We start from the raw sequence: 17,845 nt of genomic DNA, 5'->3' as shown, positions 1-17,845 counted from the left end.
TAGATGTTTTGTAAAACCTGCGGCATAAACATCCCGAATACAACCCGCCGCTGCACCTCCTGCGGCTCCTTTTTTCCTCAAAACCTCAGCGAGTATACCTATACCGTCGTTATCAACTCGTTTGCTGATTACGAGGCGAAAAAGAAGACCGCCAAGTACCTGGCCTCCCAATCTTCATCGGCGGACCTCAAGACGATCCTCTCCCGCCTTGAAAACCTTCCGGTGACCGTGTCAAAGGCCGCGTCCCGTCAAAAGGCCATGGAGCTGGACCGTCAGTTCTCCCGCATGGGGGCGAACCTCAAGTTCATCCCGAAAATCTCCAGCCCCGAGGAGAAAAGGAAGCTCATCGAGGAGCTGAAACAGCCCGTCTCCCGCTCCTACCTGGAAGAGAAACCGCTGGAGATGCCGACGTCGGTAAAAAGGCTGGAGGCCAAGGCGAGTACATTCAAGGTCAAGTGGGGATATCTTATCGCCTTCGCCTTCATTATTGTCTTCATGCTTGTTCTTTTCGTCCTCCCCCTGTTTTATAAGGATTTTGATTATACACCCATCGACAGGCAGGAAAACGGAGAACCCCCCGCTTCCGAGCCGGAGTCGGAGGTTCCGGCCTTACCTGAAGTCCCCGACACGACGACACCGCCCGTTGTTCCACCGACGCCCGAAACCATCGAAATCGAAGGGAGAACAACCGCGGATGATATTGTATCAGGCCTGATGGAGAATCCGGCCTCGCCCCTGAACAGCGAGGGAGTACGGCTCTATAACGAAGAGAAGTATGACGAAGCCCTCTCTTCATTCCTTGCGGCATTGACCAAAAATCCGAATGACACTTCGTCCCGTCACAATGTGGCGGTCTGCTACGCCACGAGGGGATGGGAGGCGGCAAACGCATCCGATTACGAGCAGGCCCGGACCTATTTTTCCAGCGCTCTGTTGTACGATGACACCGAACCGCTTATATATAAAGGTCTGGGCTATGTCATCGAAAAGGAGGGGGATTATGTCTCGGCGGAATCATACTATAAAAAGGCCCTCACCCTCGATTCCTCCGATGCGGAGGTCATGCTGGCCCTCGGTGTTGTGTTGTACAATCAGGAAAAACTGGAGGAGTCTCTCTCATATCTCACCACGTATATGGAAATGAACCCGACGAATGAGGAGGTCGTTTCATACGTCTCGAAGATAGAGCGGGAGCTTGAGGTGGAGGGATCCTATGAGATCAGCGAGGGCGAACACTTCATCTTCAAGTACGAGGGCGTATCGTCCAAGACGGTCGGTCACTTCCTTAAAATCACCCTGGAAGAAATCTACATCACCACCGGAGCCAAGCTGGGACATTATCCATCGAACAAGATTACCGTCATTCTCTACACGGACGAGGACTTCTATACCGCCACCCTCACCCCGGACTGGTCCGGTGGCGTGTATGACGGCAAGATACGCATTCCGGTCAGGGGACTCGAGGGAAACTCCGAAGAGCTCACAAAAGTGGTCACCCACGAATACACCCACGCCGTCGTCTATGAGATGACGGGCGGCAACTGCCCCGTGTGGCTGAACGAGGGGCTGGCCCAGTACTTCGAGGGAGAATCGGTGGAAAAAGCCCACGAGACGACATATACATTCGTCCGCACCTTTGAGCAGGACCCGCCCCTGATGCGCTATGAATCCAGCTTTATGGGCTTCGGCGAATCCGAGGTGTACCAGGCGTACGACATGAGCCTGTCCGCCACGGCCTTCATCATCAAGAAATACGGCATGACATATATCAAAACCATGCTGGACGACCTGGGCGACGGGGAAACCATGGGAGAGGCCCTGGAGGGGAACCTCTATCTTTCCTACGGCCAGTTTATCGATCGCTGGCTCAAGTACGTCGAATCCAGCCTGTAATATTCCATAGACCCCCACATTCTAAACACACCAACCGCACATCCCGCGGCGATCAAACGCCGGGGCTTCAGATGATTGCGCCCTGTTTCGGGACGGGCGGCACAAGATGAGATATGGGACGGTACGGCGCCGCCGATCCGAGTCGGGAAGACGGGGGGGTGAGCGGATTGGGGGACACCCGACAAGACGTGTGCTAAAAAAGGCGGCGGAGCCGGAGGAGGGTGCGAAAAAAGGAGTCACTCCCCCTTCCAGAGGCGGCGTGCGGGAGGTGGGAAGACGTCCGGCCCGACGGACACAAAGCGGGGGGATCGGGGCAAAAAAACAGCGTCCTCCTCATAGATACCTCATGCGAGGGTGGGGAGGTGAGGGGGCTGATAGAATTACCTTACCGTGTGCTCCTTCGGCTGTGAGGGCGATGTACATACATCACCGAAATCCCGGCTCGACTCCTCGGAGTGCATCTGCCCCCCGCGGTATCATTCTCCGCCCGGCAATCGGGACAAAACGGCTCCCACAGACCCTTATACAGACGGCCGCACCGCTGACAATGTTTCCCGTTTGGAAGCCTGATGCGGTTGTATTCCATGCTTTCCTCAACGTGATTTCTTCTGCATGTATACCTCTATACGGGCTGGATTTAAAGGTACGGGGACATTTTCTGTAAATTTTCAAAAAAATGGGCCAAAATACCTCCCGTTAAAATCCTATTGACAAAGTAAAAACTTTTATGTATATTTTTGTACAAACATCGTTTTCACAAGGCATCGGGCGATACTATGTGCCGATACGACACGTACTCCCCCATAACAGAGCGTATGCGCGCGGTCATCGGGGAGCTAACGAGCGATCGAAACGGGCATCCCCGCACGCACATCGGAGAACGCTATTTCACCATCAAGATTCCCCGGGAGGGAAGATTCATCTGGGTTGTGGGCCGAGACCGGGACTGGATTTTCCCGGAGACGATTCTTTCCGGGCCGGACGCCTCATGGCTGGGAAGCGCCTTCTTCGACGAGAATCGCTGTCCCATCCTGAGAGATGCGCATCTATGCGCGTTCTTCCTCGCCGATCCCCCTGCAGAGAGCCTCGAGCCCATACACAAATCCACTGCGGCATCCATCATCCGAGACTGGATGAAAAAGGGGACGTCGAGCGACGTTTCCTAACATCTCTCAACGGCACCTCACCCTCACACGAAAGATCGGCCCACGAGTATTTATGGGAGCGCGCAGCGTACTTTCCCGTCGACACGTGTATCCCCCCGGTGCTTTCGTCCTCGATGAGAGAGATTTTTTCGGAGGCGGATTGACTTCACTCCCGTGAGAGATTATTTTAATAGTAAAAGAGTTTTGTTTCCATATGTAATACAGGGAGGCGTATCATGAAAGAAAACGTGGGAACCATAGATCGGCTCATCAGGATCGCCGTCGGCATCGTCATCATCGGCCTGGGCGCGTATTACGAAAGCTGGTGGGGATTGATCGGCGTCATCCCCCTGGCCACGGCGGCGCTTGGCAGGTGCGGACTCTACGTGCCCTTCGGGATCAACACCTGTAAGGCAAAAAAATAGGGCGCTGTACCCGAAAAGGTCGTGCGCCCCGTATGTCAGATTATTTCGTCCGAAAGCGGGACGGATCGTGCATGCGATTCGTCCCGCTTTTTTCGTATCTATTTTCTACCCGATACTGTCGAACACCTTGTTGATCGCCTGCTCGATGTTCTCGCCCCTGGGACCCCCGGCCTGGGCCATGTCCGGTCGACCGCCGCCCTTGCCGCCGACCTCTGCCGCCATCTCCTTGATGATCTCGTTGGCCTTGTAGGTGCCTGTGATATCCTCGGTGATCGACACCAGAATGATCGCCTTACCGTCCGCCACCGAGCCCAGGGCGATGATCGATTTTTCCATCCGGTCCTTGACGCGATCGGAAAACTCTCGGAGGCTTTTCGGATCCATGTCGTCCAGCACCCGTGCTACCACGGTCACGCCGTTTTTCTCCCGAGCGTCCCCGATGACGTCCTGGACGGTCAGTCTCCCCCCGCCGCTTTTGAGCTTTTCCACCTCCCGGGTGAGCGCCTTCACATGTCCCAGGAGCTTTTCCACCCGCTCCGGCGCCTCCTTTGGTGTGGTCTTGAGGATATCGGTCACGGCTGAGAGTATCTTCTCCTGCATTCGGACATGCTCCAGGGCGCCCGCCCCGGTCACCGCCTCGATGCGGCGCACGCCCGAGGCGATGGACCCCTCGCTGATGATTTTGAACATGCCGATTTCACCGGTGCTGTCGGCATGGGTGCCGCCGCACAGCTCCATCGACACGCCGGGGATCTTCACCACCCGAACGTCGTCGCCGTATTTCTCGCCGAAGAGGGCTGTCGCCCCCTCGGCCACCGCCTTGTCGTAGGACTCTTCGGCGGCGGTCACGGTGTGATTTTCACGGATGCGGCGATTGACGATATCCTCCACGGCGAGAAGTTCCCGGTCGGTCACCTGGCCGAAGTGGTTGTAATCAAACCGGAGCCGATCCGGAGATACCAGCGAACCCGCCTGCTTGACATGATCACCCAGCACCTCCCTGAGGGCCGCGTGCAGCAGGTGCGTCGCGCTGTGGTTCGCCTCGGTTCTGGCGCGTTGCTCAGATGTGACCCTGAGGGTGACGTTCTCCCCCACGGCGACGCTTCCCTTTTTCATTGAGCCTGTGTGAACAATCATATCGCCGGCGGGTCTCTTCGTATCGTCCACCACAAACTGAAACGAATCCGACTCGATGACGCCCACATCCCCCACCTGCCCGCCCATTTCGGCGTAAAAGGGGGTCTCTTTCACGACGATCTCGGCCGTGTCCCCTTCTTCGATTTTCTTTACCTCCGCACCGTCCACCAGGAGGGCGGTGATGACAGATTTTGATTCCGTCGACCCGTAGCCGGTAAAGGTTGTGGGACCCACGCGCGCCGCAAGCTTGAGATACGCCTCGGACACCTGATCGTCTCCCGAGCCCTTCCACGCCGCCTTGGACTGTTCCTTTTGGGCCCGCATGGCCGCCTCGAACCCCGCCTCGTCCACCTCGATCTCTTCCGCCTTGATGATATCCTGGGTCAGATCCAGGGGAAATCCGAACGTATCGTACAGCTTGAATGCCACCTGTCCCGACAGCACCCGCTCTTTTTTCTTTTTGAGGGCCTCTATTTCATCGGTGAGGAGCTTCAACCCAACGTCTAACGTCTCACCGAATTTTTCCTCCTCCGCCTTGACGACCTGGGCGATGAATGATCGATTGTCAAGAAGCTCCGGATAGCTCGGGTGCATTTCATCCACCACCACGTCCGCCACCCGGAACATGAACGGCTCTTCGATGCCCAAAAACCGCCCGTGCCTGGCCGCCCGCCGCATGATCCGGCGAAGCACGTAGCCCCGCCCCTCGTTCGTGGGCAGCACGCCGTCGGCGATGAGAAACGCCGCGGCCCGGCAGTGGTCGCTGATGGCCCGAATCGATGTATCGCTGTTCGGATCGTCGCCGATGGAAACCTTCGATATCTCCTCGATGGTCCGAATGATCGGCGTAAACAGGTCCGTATCGTAGTTGCTCTTGACACCCTGGACGACCGCGGCGATGCGCTCAAGGCCCATCCCAGTGTCGATGCTCGGCTTGGGGAGCGGCGTCATCACCCCCGATTCATCCCGGTTAAACTGCATGAACACCAGGTTCCACAGCTCAAGATATCGGTCGCAATCGCACGTCTCCAGGCCGCAGTCCGGCCCGCAGGACATCTCCTCGCCCTGGTCGATGATGATCTCGGAACAGGGGCCGCAGGGGCCGGTATCGCCCATCGCCCAGAAATTGTCCTTTTCGCCCATCCGAACGATGCGCTCTTCAGGGACGTGTATGATATCCCGCCAGATTTCGTATGCCTCGTCATCATCACGAAACACGGTGACCCAGAGCTTGTCCGTGGGAAGCTTCATATCCACGGTCAAAAACTCCCACCCGAACTTGATGGCGTCCTCCTTGAAGTAATCACCGAAGGAGAAATTGCCCAGCATTTCGAAGAAGGTGTGGTGTCGGGCGGTCACGCCCACGTTTTCCAGGTCGTTGTGCTTGCCGCTGACCCGGAGACATTTCTGGGAGGTGGTGGCCCGAACATACTCCCGCTTTTCATCGCCGGTGAAGACATTTTTAAACTGCACCATCCCGGCGTTGGTAAACAGCAATGTCGGATCGGATTCCGGAACCAATGACGACGAGCGAATCCGGCGGTGCGCCTGTTTTTCAAAATAGGAGAGAAAGCGTTCTCTAATCTCACTGCCTTTCATGTCTGCCTGCTTTGTTGCTGTCGGTGTCACATACATTCATATGAAAAAGGGGATATCACTCCCCTGTCGGTCGTCAGAGTATTGCACAGGTCGAGAAAAAAATCAATCCCCCTGTGTCTCCATCCCCCCATCCCCATCCCTTCCGTCATCCCTCCCCGCCGATCATCACCCCTTTTCCCCTCCCCCTTCATTGTCCGACCCCTCATCGATATCCCCGCTTTTGATCTCCGCGATCACCTCCGATACGATATCCCAGGCGAATCCCCGGCCGGTCAGCTGTGTGGTAAGCTTTTTGAGGAATATTTCATCACGGCGCGGTTGATTTCTGACACGCTTTCTCGCGAATTCCCTCGCCCCCTGCCGCTCCCATGCGTCGACAACTCCCCCACAAAGATGCTCATCCACGATTTCCTTCGACACCCCCCGCTCCATCAGGGATGCCCGCACCTTGAAAGCGCCCCAGAGTTTTCGCCTGAAACCGTATTCGACAAACTGGCGGGTAAAATCGTGATCATTCAAGTATCCGAGATCAATCAGATACCCGATGACATCTGATACGACGGCGGGATCCATCCGCTTGGATAACAGTTTTCTCTTCAACTCGGCTGTGCTGTGAGCACGCATCCCGAGGCTTCGTAACGCGGAGGCCATGACCCGCTCCCGCTCGGGGTCGGCCTCCGGAAACAATCCGCCCGAATGACCGGGCCCGTTCCCGCTTCTGTCTCGCTCCTCCAGGAAACACCCTCCCGGTTAAAACCGCTCGATCTTGATATCGCCTTCTTCTTTTCCGTCCCCTTCCACTCCGTCATCGCTCTCCGGAATATCTTCCTGGTCGAACTGATCCCAGGTGGAATCACTGGTGGAGGAGATACCCTTCACCCTGAGGGCGAAGTCATCCGGGTTCGTGCTCTGCCTGAGGGCTTCTTCGTAGGTGATGAGCCCCTTTCTGTACAGGAACATCAGCGACTGGTCGAAGGTCTGCATGCCGTGCACGGTAAACCCCCGGGAGATGGCGTCGTGGATTTCCTTTGTCTTTTCCTTTTCACTGATGCACTCGCGGATGAGTGACGTGGACACCATGACTTCCACCGCCGGAACCCGCCCCTTGCCGTCGGCCCGGGGCACCAATCTCTGGGAGACAACCCCCTTAAGGATGCCGGCAAGCTGGATGCGTATCTGCTGCTGCTGATAGGGGGGAAACACCGAGATGATACGGGTGATGGTCTCGGTGGCGTCGACCGTGTGCAGGGTGCTGAGAACGAGATGGCCGGTTTCCGCGGCCGTCAGGGCCGTTTCAATGGTCTCGAAATCCCTCATCTCGCCCACAAGGATGACGTCCGGGTCCTGGCGCAGGGCGCTCTTGAGGGATGAGGCGAAATCGAGGGTGTCAAGCCCGATTTCCCGCTGATTGATGATGCTCTTTTTATCCCGATGGAGAAACTCGATGGGATCCTCGATGGTGATGATATGGCACGTCCGGTTCGTGTTGACATGGTCTATCATGGAAGCCAGGGTGGTGGACTTACCGGAACCGGTGGTGCCGGTAACCAGGATAAGCCCCCGGGGTTCCAGGGATATTTTCTCGAGGACCCTCGGCAGGAGGTTTTCCATGATTGTGTTTATCTTTACCGGGATGGACCTGAGCACGACGCCCAGGGTACCCCGCTGCTGAAACACATTCACCCGAAATCGGCCGAGACCGGGAACGCCGTACGCGAGGTCGATATCGCTGAGATTTCTCAGGCGCTCCATCTGTGTTTTGTTCATGATGCTCTCGGCCACCCGGATGATATCATCCGGCGTCGACCGATTCGTATTTTTCAATGGAAAAAGGGAGCCGTCTATCCGAAAGACCGGGGGCAGCCCCACCTTGAGGTGAATGTCCGAGGCGCCCTGCTTCACAGCGATCTTTAATATTTCATTTATATCCATAGCAACCCCCTATACCGCTTTTTCATCGACTCGGGAGGTGAATCCATGTTTTTCGAGTATCTTCTCTTTGATGGTATCATATATATCACTGTTTTCCATTAAAAAACGCTTGGCATTTTCCCTGCCCTGTCCGATCCGTTCTTCACCGTAGGAGTACCAGGTGCCGCTCTTTTCAATCAGTCCCTCTTCCACCGCAAGGTCCACGAGGTCTCCCTCCTTGGAGATGCCCTTGCCGTATATGATGTCGAACTCCACTTCACGAAACGGCGGCGAAACCTTGTTTTTGACCACCTTCACACGGGTCCTGTTTCCCACCACTTCCTGTCCGTCTTTGAGGGCGCCGATGCGCCGAATGTCGAGCCTCACGGTGGAGTAGAATTTCAGTGCGTTTCCGCCTGTGGTCGTCTCGGGACTTCCGAACATCACCCCGATCTTCATGCGTATCTGATTGATGAAGACGACCACGGTTTTGGACTTCGAAATGGACGACGTGAGCTTTCGCATGGCCTGGGACATCAGGCGGGCCTGAAGCCCCATATGAGAATCCCCCATCTCCCCCTCGATCTCGGCCCGGGGCACCAGGGCCGCCACCGAGTCGATAACCAGCACATCCACCGACCCGCTCCTGACCAGGATATCCGTAATCTCAAGGGCCTGCTCTCCGGTATCCGGCTGTGAGATGAGCAGCTCGTCGGTATTGATGCCCAGCGCCCGGGCATAGCGGACGTCCAGGGCGTGTTCCGCGTCGATAAACGCCGCGACGCCGCCCTTTTTCTGGGCCTCCGCGACGATATGAAGGGCAAGGGTGGTCTTTCCCGACGCCTCGGGGCCGAATATCTCCACAACCCTCCCCCGGGGCACTCCCCCCACGCCCAGAGCGATATCGAGCCCGACGGCCCCGGTGGAAATCACCGCCACCTCGCCCGCATCCGGGCCGTCTCCGAGGCGCATGATGGCGCCCTTGCCGTACTGCTTTTCTATCTGCGACAGCGCCAGATTCAGTGACTTTTCCTTGTTTTCATCCAGTGCCATATGCATAATCCTTTCAGGTGAGCGAATAAAACGCCAGGGGGGTATACACCGCCCCGGAGGGTTTCAGGTCGCTCTGTATGAGAGAGAATCCCTCAACGCGCATCGCACCCAGGGAGATGTCCCGGGATTGTTCAAGGCGCGAGACCAGGGCGACGGGGATGCGCTCCTTGACCCTCCCCAGGGTCAGGTGCGCCCTGAAGGGCCTGTCCTCCCGAGGGAAACCGATCCCGGAGAGGGCACCGTCCAGCATATCCCTGGCCGTGACGAGCCGATCGAGATCGCCCGTGATCCCGATCCAGATGACCCGGGGTCTCTTTTTCCCCGGAAACGTCCCCAGACCCCCCACCGCGAGGTCTATGGCGCCGCTTCCCGAAAGAACTCCTGCGGCGTCACTGATCTCGGGGATGCGGGACTCATCCACATTGCCGAAAAACTTCACCGTCAAATGAATGCCGTGGGGTTTCACCCACCGGATGCCGTCTCCCGCGCCCTTGAGCTTTTCGATAACGTCCCGGCAGCCGTCGACGACATGCTGCGGCGGCTCGGCGGCTATGAACAGCCTCTTCGTTGCCATTATCTCTCCACGGCGAGCGATACACTCCGTATCTTTCAACTCACATTCAAAAAACCGTCGATCATGACGAATCCGTCGATGATTCCTCCCTCGACAGCATGTATCGCCGAACCCACTCCAGCACCACCTGGGAGGATATCATGCGCACCCGATCCCGATCTCCCATAAACTGATACCGCTTGCACTCGGTAACGGTTTTACACCCGCCGTCTTCATGAGCCAGGGCCACAAAGACCGTCCCTACAGGTTTCTGTTCACTCCCACCCGTGGGACCGGCGATGCCGGTGATGGCGACGCCGATGTCGACCGGATCGCCTCCTGCGGCGCCCTCCCTGACGCCCGTGGCCATCGCCCGGGCCACCTCGTCGCTGACGGCCCCGTGGTCCTCGATCAATCCAGGCTCCACACCCAGGTATCTGCTCTTGGCCTCGTTGCTGTAACTGACAACACCCCGGATGAAGTAATCGGAGCTCCCGGGGATACTCGTAATCCGCTGGGAGAGTAGCCCCCCGGTGCACGATTCCGCCACGGCGATAGTCATCCCCGCCCGGCCAAGGAGCCTCCCCACTATCTGCTCAAGGGAGTCGTCGTTTTCACCGAAAATGTACTCATCGAGCCTCTCCCGAATCAGCCGCTCCGCAGCGTCAAGTGCATCAAAGGCATCGGCCGGAGACACTTCCGAGCGGGATATCAGGGATATTCTGTTTTCCGGGTATACCGGAAGAAAACCGACGGAAACCGAGCCGAGTTCCGAGAGTACCGGCCTGACCCGCTCGTAGACCTGGGTCTCGGTCAGGCCGAAAATTTTGAGTATCTTTCTGGCCGAGGAAATATGCCCCGTCAGCTTTTCCCGAATGATCGGGACCACCCCCTGAGCCGTTATGACGGCCATCTCCTCGGGCACCCCCGGGATGAAAAAGAAAAGCGCTTCTTGGTATTCGACCATAAATCCGGGGGCCGACCCCACCGGATTTTCGATAATGCGGGCGCCCCGGGGCACCAGCGCCTGGCGCTCGGCCGTGGGGCCTATCGGCATGTTCCGCTTGAGATACCGCGCCTTGATATGCTCAAAGGCGTCCGGATCCAGCACCTGGCTTTTGCCGAAGGCCCGGGACGCCGCCCGGGAGGTGATGTCATCCGGCGTGGGACCCAGACCGCCGGTCACCACCACGGCCCTCGCCCGCCCGGAGGCGCGAATCAGGGCGTCGGCTATGTCCTCCTCGATATCACCCACGGTCGTCAGAAACGCGGTATCGATGCCGACGGCGAAAAGCTCCCGGGCAATGTGCGCGGCGTTGGTATCCGTCACCAGGCCTGTGAGCAGCTCATTTCCTATGGTAACGATCTCACCCCTCACAGGACACCCCACAACACGACCGCAAGCCATATGACCGCATTTGCATAGACGCCGGCGATGAGATCATCAAGCACCACACCGATCCCGCCGCCGACTTTTTTATCGACCAATCCCACGGGAAATGGCTTTATGATGTCAAAGAACCGAAACGCAATGAAGCCCGCGAGAATCCACGTCCACCGAACCGGAAAAAACGAAAGACTGACGAGCAGTCCCGCCGCTTCATCTATGATGATCTTTCCGGAATCATGCCCGCCGAACAGCGAATCCGCCCGATGGGACACCCAGCATGAAAAGAGGATAAATACGAGTGTGCCGCCGAAATATACGATCGGTCCCAGCGGGAACGGGCCGAGCTTCCCCCCGTCCCACAGATGGAGCAGCAGAAACAGCGGAATGCCCCAGAGCGTGCCGAAGGTACCCGAAGCGACGGGAATGTATCCCACACCGAATCCGGACGCCAGCGCCCTCACGATGATGTCGTTCACTGCCCGCTTTTTTTCATTCCCGGTCGATGCCGTGTCCGGTCGATTTCCGTTATGAACAGAACCGTCTGCGGATGCGCTCATATATTTCAATTATATCGAAGGATTTTCATCAAAGTCAAGTTGATCTACAACCGCGAGGAATGCGTCGACAATCTTCGGATCGAACTGCGTGCCGGAGTTCGCCTGTATCTCCAGCACCGCTTTTTCCCGGTTCAGCTTCTCACGATACGACCGGGTCGACGTCATGGCGTCAAAAGCATCGGCAACGGCGATGATCCGGGAAAGCAGGGGAATGTCATCCCCGGAAATGCCCTCCGGATATCCCCCCCCGTCATACCGCTCGTGATGGTGATAGATAATTTCCGCCAGATGTTGAAACTGCTCGACGGGGGCCAGGATATCCCGGCCGATAACCGGGTGCAGTTTCGTTTCCTCGTATTCATCCCAGTCCAGCACCCCCTTCTTGTTGAGCAGAAACTCGCTGATGCCGATCTTCCCGATATCGTGCAGCAGCCCCGCCTGGGCGAGGGTATCGGTATCCTCTCGAGACAGCCTCATCTGATGCGCTATCATCAGGGCGTATCGGGTCACCCGCTCGGAGTGACCGCTGGCGTACTTGTCCTTGGCATCGAGGGTGCGGGCGAAGCTATTGACGGTGTCTTCCAGGATGTCAACGATATCCTCATACAGGCGGGCGTTCTCCACCGCCACGGTTACGTTATTGACCAGGATTGAAAGGGCCTTCCTGGATCCCTCGGTGAAACGATATCCCCGGGTCATCGACAGAAGCGCCGTAACACCGACGGGCTTGTCTTTGATGACCATCGGCAGAAACATCAGGGACTCGATGCCGTCGATACCGTTTATGACATCCGCAACCTGCGCGACATCGTTCCGTTGAAAGATCATACCCTCCTTCCCGTCGAGCATCTCCAACACGCCGCCCCATTTCACCTTTTCAGAAAGCATCTCTTTCAGACGTTCATCGGTGGTCATGATGATATCGGGAGTGATGATCTCCTGGGTGATGTCGCTGAGACAGAGCACAACCGCATCGGCATCCCCCTCCTTCATGAGCGCTTCCACCAGCATCGAAAGAATCACCTCCTGATTCAGGTTCGAACTGATGGCCTGGCTGATATCATACAGCGTCATGGTCTCTTTCAGCTCAAGATTCTCCTTCAAAAGCTGCTGCTTTTCCATGGCGTGTTCCACCACACGAAGGAGGTCAGCAAACTGAAACGGTTTCATGATATAGTCATACGCGCCCTGTTTGATCGCCTCCACCGCCGATTCCACCGTGGCAAAGCCGGTCATCATAACCGTCGTGAATTTGTTTTTCAGGTGATTTATTTCGTTCAGCAGCTCCATCCCCCCCATCTTGGGCATTTTCATGTCCGTGATGATCAGGTCCGGAGGCTCATCCTTGATCTTCTCAAGCGCGTCCATGCCGTTCTCGGCCGTGTGAACTACATAGCCCACCTCAACCAGCACGTCACTGATGATATCCCTGACGATCGCCTCGTCATCGACCACCAATACAATACCTCTTTGATCCGCCACTGACATAACGTTGTATACCTACCCGTTTGTATCGCATTTATTGTCGTATTCCGATTGGAGAATACGTTCCGCACACACCATGACATGCCGGGATACACACACCGGGGAGACCCGATGTTTCAGGGCCGCGTTTTTTATGTCGTCATATTCCGGGTGTATGTTCATAATCACACCGTCACTGTTCTCTGCGACCTTCACCCGAATTTCTCCATATTGCGTGTGAACCGTCTCGATTCGACGATCATACGTGACCCTCTGTTCCTCATGAAACCTGAGGCCGATGGTGGTTGTGTCCGAAAGCACCAGAGACGTCATCACGTCCCTTTGTTCCTTGTGACAGATGACCGTCAACAGAATTGCGGGCCTCCCCTTCTTCATGATTATCGGGGTCAGCGTAACGTCCAGCGCCCCCGATTCAAAAAGACGATCGACGACTGATTCGTAAAACTGCGGATTCATGTCGTCTATATGCGCGGAGATCACGACGACACTGTCCCCACGCTCATCAGATACGGCCGTGCCGGTCACAATGCGAAGGAGGTTCGGTGCTTCCTCAAATTCCCGATCTCCCGCCCCGTAGCCGACCATGTCCGGGGTCATCAGAGGCATGCGGCCGAATGTATCGGCCATGGCCGTAAGAAGCGCCGCGCCGGTGGGGGTTGTGAGTTCCGACTCCACCTCCCCGGGATATACCGGAACGCCCGACAACAGTGAGATTGTCGCCGGCGCCGGTACCGGCATCTTCCCGTGCCTCGTTTGAACGAAGCCGTATCCCAAGGGAACGGGCGACGAAACAGTCCGAGACGCCCCCCTTTCCGTAAAGGCCAGAGAGACACCCACAATATCGACAATGGAATCCACCGCACCTATTTCGTGGAAATGTACATGGTCGACTTCCACTCCATGCACGCCGGCCTCCGCCTCGGCAATACGGGCGAATGTGAGAAGCGCCATGTCTTTCGCCGGCCCCGGTGTCATGCCATCGGAAAGGAGGCTTTTTATGTGAGCATAGTCTCGATGTACATGATGGTCTTCCCGGACTTCAACGGTAAAATCAACCGCCTCGATGGAATGGCGCCGCGTTTTTTTGGCGCCGACCTCGGCCCCGATACCGAGGCGCCCTATCTCCTCGGTGAGCCGTCCAAGATCAAATCCGAGGGAAATGAAAGCGCCCATGAGCATATCGCCCGATACGCCTGAGAAGGCGTCAATATACAATATTCCTTCTTTCGTCCCAGGATATTCCGTTTTATTATATCCCTTCATGTTTTCTATTGATGAGAGACGCGATATATCCGGCCCCGAAGCCGTTGTCGATATTCACCACGCACACTCCCGCGGCGCACGAGTTGAGCATGCCCAAAAGCGCCGTCAGCCCCCCAAAGGATGTGCCGTACCCAACACTTGTGGGTACGGCGACAACGGGTCTATCAACGATACCCCCAATGACGCTGGGGAGCGCCCCTTCCATACCCGCCACGACGATCAGGACGTTGGCGCGGCGAATCAGATCCATATGTCCCATCAGCCGATGCAGACCCGCCACCCCCACATCATAGAGGCGCGTGACATCATTTCCCATCATCTCACACACCAACGCAGCCTCCTCGGCCACCGGAAGGTCGGAGGTGCCCGCGCTGACGACCAGAACCGTTCCGATTCCGGTTTTTTCAACCGGCTGCTGCTCGAAGAAGAGGCATCGCGCCCGTTCGTAATAGACCATGCCGTCCATGAGACGACGTATTTCGTCCGCCTTGTCGGCATCGACCCGGGTAATCAATACATTATTGCCCCCCGCCGCCAGCTCCCCGATGATCTTTACAATATCCTCGGGCCGCTTCCCCTCCCCCATCACAACCTCCGCAAATCCCTGTCTGATCGCCCGGTGGGTATCCGGCATCGCAAACCCCAGATCGGTATAGGGAAGATATTTCAGCCGATCCGACGCCTCTTCTATATCAAGCTCGCCGTCCCGTACCCGGCACAGCAGCTCTGTCAGTTCATCACGATTCATGAGAATTCACCGGAAAAACAATTCTCCTGATTCCTGGGAAATAAGAAACAGGAAATATATTCTCACGCGATCATCGCCGACGAAAAAATCGTTGGCAAGTATCAGCGCATAGTTATAGGCATGTTTCCCCTCTCCGAGCATTGTTTCGATTTCGTCCGGTTTTTGAACACACAGCGTTTCCGGAACCGTGGGGATCAGGAGAATGCTGAAAGAGTCCCCTATAACGGTGATATATGAAGACGAAACAACATTTCCCAATTCACCGAGGATGGAATTCCTCACCTCGTCATCCACACATCCCAGCGCCCCCCGTTTCACGACATGTTCAATAAGGATGTCCGTTTGATCGGTGGATATAATAAGGAGGATATCGCCGGCTATCTTGCCGTCAATGGCATGTTTGATAATGGTGAGTTTCTCGGCCTCATCCTGCATAATGCGAAACGCCTCATCAGGATTGATAATCGTGATGGAGGCGTTTCCCACCGTTACGGTCTCTCCGGTCAACCTGGATAGCGCCTGTGCCGCCTTTTTGAGCGCTTTATCCGAATAGTCACCAAGAACATCCTTCCATTGTATCAACGCATTATGTCTGTCCATATATTACATCAAATTTACAACATCAAGAATCAGTACCGGCCGACCGTCACCGAGGATGGTCACCCCGGAAAATCCGGGGATACGCTCCAGCGGTTCGCCAAGGGATTTGATGAACACCTCTTCGCTTCCCAGTATCTCGTCCACTTCAAGGCCGATGTTCCTCCCCCTCACCTCGACGACGACCATCGGAATGACCGGCCGACCGTCCCCGTTCTCCGGCAGTCCCAGAAGCCGCGCAAGGCTCATGAGCTGCACCATCTCATCGTTGATGATGACAACCCGTTGGTTCTGACTGCGTTTGACGGCATCCCGGGATACCTCGGCGGACCGCACGGTCTTGCTCAGCGGCAGTACGTACGTTTCCTCGCCGACCCGCACCAAGAGGGACTGGATGATGGCGACCGTCAGGGGCAGCGTCATGACAATTCTCGTCCCCCGGTCCTTTTTCGCCTCTAAATTGACGGAACCTCCCAGAGACTCAACGGTCGTCTTTACCACGTCCATCCCCACCCCGCGTCCGGAAATATCCGTCACTTCCTGAGCGGTTGAGAGATTGGGCATAAACGTCAACAGTAACAGCTCCTCGTCGCTTAACAGATCGGCCTGTTCCCTCCCAATGATCCCCCGGGAAACCGCCGATTCCTTGATACGTGCAGGATCCATGCCCCTGCCGTCATCCACAACCTCAATGAAGACCAGGTCCTTCTCCCGGTAGGCGTTCAGGCTGACCCTGCCCTCCCTCGGTTTTCCCTTCGCTTCCCGTTCCTCGGGAGGCTCTATCCCGTGATCCACCGCATTTCTGAGGATATGCATCAGAGGGTTCGACAATTCCTCCAGGATGGCGCGGTCAAGCTCAATATCGCCGCCGGTCACGGTGAAATCTATCTCCTTCTTCTTTTCCCGTGCGATATCGCGAATCAGGCGGGGGAGTCTGGTGAGGATACTCTCCAGGGGCATCATGCGAACGGTTATGACCTTGGTATGCAGCTCCCGAATAAGGCTTTCAAGCCGATTAACCGCCTCGTCCAGCGGAGTAATCCCCAGTCCGCTGGTAGAGACCTGAATACGGGATTTGGTAATCAGGAGTTCGCCGACGAGATTAATGAAACTCTCAAGAACATCCGTACCGATACGGACGGATCGAGGCAGGTCCGAGGAGACCTCTCCCGAGGGGAGCATTTCCCCGATGCTGACGTGACCTTCTCCGGACGCTTCGGAAGGCTCCAGAGAGTCGCTCTCTTCCTCGGGGGTGTCCGGTTTTACGGCTTTTTTTGAATCCGCCGGAGGCTCTCCGACGGCCTCGACGTGCTCAGGAATTTTTTTTTCCTGAGCCCCCTCCTGGGGCTTGGCGCTTGTGCGCAGGATCTCATGCCCGATGATGTCCGGCATGTCCCCCAACGCCCTGGCGATATCGGCTTCGTCAACACCGGTCAGCAGGTTTACCGTCAACACGCCCTCGATGATCCCCCCCCAGTTGCCCTGCTTGAGATCCTGGAGATTCGGAACCATCCCCATGACCCTCCCAAGCTCGGACAATTTCTTGACGCCCAACAGCGCCTTGACGTGCGGTTTCGACCCCTTGGGATCCACACGCAGCACAACCTTGTATACTCGCGAATCGTCCCGTAGAACCTCTGTGGATATGTGGGGCTCCTCCTCCGGCCCCGCAGCCGCTCGTTCTTCCGCCGGCTTCTCGGGAACCGGCACACCCTCTGCCGCCGCCAAAAGCTGTTCGATAATATCGCCGAGATGCACCGAAGGATCTTCATCCTTGTCCACGGCGGTCAACTGCATCTCAAGTACATCTACGGATTTGAGCAGAATATCGATGGTGTCAGGATTTATCGTGATGATTCCCTTACGGATGACATCCATAAGGTCCTCGACCTTATGGGTGAGCTCGGATATGGACTCAAACCCCATGGAGGCGCTCATACCCTTAACCGAGTGAGCCTCTCGAAAAATCGCATTGACCACTTCCATGTCTTCCGGATTTTTCTCGAGATCCAGGGAAAGCTGGCTCAGCTTGCTCAGATGCTCCCGAGATTCCTCCATGAATATTTTCTTGTAACGCGACATATCCATG

At 56.5% G+C, this 17,845-nt stretch carries 15 protein-coding genes; 3 read left to right on the top strand and 12 right to left on the bottom strand.

All coding sequences use genetic code 11. The features are described from left to right. Window positions 1-3: 3 nt before the first annotated feature. The 3 genes from JW885_07845 (at window position 4) to JW885_07835 (ending at window position 3,463) form a co-directional block, all read left to right on the top strand. Entirely contained in the window at window positions 4-1,893 is a 1,890-nt protein-coding gene (locus JW885_07845) for a tetratricopeptide repeat protein (GenBank protein ID MBN1882069.1), read from the top strand. Window positions 1,894-2,708: 815 nt separating this feature from the next. Continuing rightward, a complete protein-coding gene (locus tag JW885_07840) occupies window positions 2,709-3,059 on the top strand; it encodes a hypothetical protein (GenBank protein MBN1882068.1) in 351 nt (116 codons plus the stop codon). Window positions 3,060-3,274: 215 nt separating this feature from the next. After that, entirely contained in the window at window positions 3,275-3,463 is a 189-nt protein-coding gene (locus JW885_07835) for a DUF2892 domain-containing protein (GenBank protein MBN1882067.1), read from the top strand. A gap of 105 nt (window positions 3,464-3,568) precedes the next feature. Here the strand turns inward: JW885_07835 and alaS are convergent, their stop codons facing one another. The 12 genes from alaS to JW885_07775 all read right to left on the bottom strand — a co-directional run bounded on the left by alaS (window position 3,569) and on the right by JW885_07775 (window position 17,844). Further along, the gene (alaS, locus tag JW885_07830) at window positions 3,569-6,199 is read right to left on the bottom strand and encodes an alanine--tRNA ligase (GenBank protein MBN1882066.1); all 2,631 of its coding nucleotides are present in this window, start codon (window positions 6,197-6,199) and stop codon (window positions 3,569-3,571) included. Window positions 6,200-6,364: 165 nt separating this feature from the next. Next, entirely contained in the window at window positions 6,365-6,850 is a 486-nt protein-coding gene (locus JW885_07825; protein ID MBN1882065.1) for a regulatory protein RecX, read from the bottom strand. Between the two features lie 99 nt (window positions 6,851-6,949). After that, complete coding sequence (locus JW885_07820) at window positions 6,950-8,131, bottom strand: type IV pilus twitching motility protein PilT (GenBank protein ID MBN1882064.1); 1,182 nt, start codon at window positions 8,129-8,131, stop codon at window positions 6,950-6,952. Window positions 8,132-8,140: 9 nt separating this feature from the next. Then, a complete protein-coding gene (gene recA / locus JW885_07815; protein MBN1882063.1) occupies window positions 8,141-9,163 on the bottom strand; it encodes a recombinase RecA in 1,023 nt (340 codons plus the stop codon). A 13-nt stretch (window positions 9,164-9,176) separates the two neighbouring features. Beyond that, on the bottom strand, window positions 9,177-9,737 hold the full coding sequence (gene thpR / locus JW885_07810; protein MBN1882062.1) for an RNA 2',3'-cyclic phosphodiesterase: 561 nt from the start codon (window positions 9,735-9,737) through the stop codon (window positions 9,177-9,179). Between the two features lie 61 nt (window positions 9,738-9,798). Continuing rightward, window positions 9,799-11,094 carry a competence/damage-inducible protein A gene (locus JW885_07805; GenBank protein MBN1882061.1) on the bottom strand — a complete coding sequence of 432 codons (1,296 nt, stop codon included), beginning with the start codon at window positions 11,092-11,094 and terminating at the stop codon, window positions 9,799-9,801. Beyond that, window positions 11,091-11,663: a phosphatidylglycerophosphatase A gene (locus JW885_07800; protein ID MBN1882060.1), complete on the bottom strand. Its 573-nt coding sequence runs from the start codon at window positions 11,661-11,663 to the stop codon at window positions 11,091-11,093. The genes JW885_07805 and JW885_07800 overlap by 4 nt, the downstream gene beginning before the upstream one ends. Window positions 11,664-11,672: 9 nt before the next feature. Next, window positions 11,673-13,145, bottom strand: coding sequence for a response regulator (locus tag JW885_07795; protein MBN1882059.1), 1,473 nt, complete (start codon window positions 13,143-13,145; stop codon window positions 11,673-11,675). 18 nt (window positions 13,146-13,163) lie between these two features. Then, a complete protein-coding gene (gene larC / locus JW885_07790; GenBank protein MBN1882058.1) occupies window positions 13,164-14,363 on the bottom strand; it encodes a nickel pincer cofactor biosynthesis protein LarC in 1,200 nt (399 codons plus the stop codon). A 34-nt stretch (window positions 14,364-14,397) separates the two neighbouring features. Next, a complete protein-coding gene (gene larB / locus JW885_07785; GenBank protein ID MBN1882057.1) occupies window positions 14,398-15,159 on the bottom strand; it encodes a nickel pincer cofactor biosynthesis protein LarB in 762 nt (253 codons plus the stop codon). Between the two features lie 6 nt (window positions 15,160-15,165). Next, a complete protein-coding gene (locus JW885_07780; protein MBN1882056.1) occupies window positions 15,166-15,759 on the bottom strand; it encodes a hypothetical protein in 594 nt (197 codons plus the stop codon). Window positions 15,760-15,762: 3 nt separating this feature from the next. After that, on the bottom strand, window positions 15,763-17,844 hold the full coding sequence (locus tag JW885_07775; protein ID MBN1882055.1) for a chemotaxis protein CheA: 2,082 nt from the start codon (window positions 17,842-17,844) through the stop codon (window positions 15,763-15,765). Between the last annotated feature and the right edge of the window lies 1 nt (window position 17,845).

It is taken from the genome of Candidatus Zymogenaceae bacterium (assembly GCA_016931225.1).
Taxonomy (GTDB): Bacteria; Desulfobacterota; Zymogenia; order Zymogenales; family Zymogenaceae; genus JAFGFE01.
This window is presented reverse-complemented; position numbering and strand designations above follow the sequence as displayed.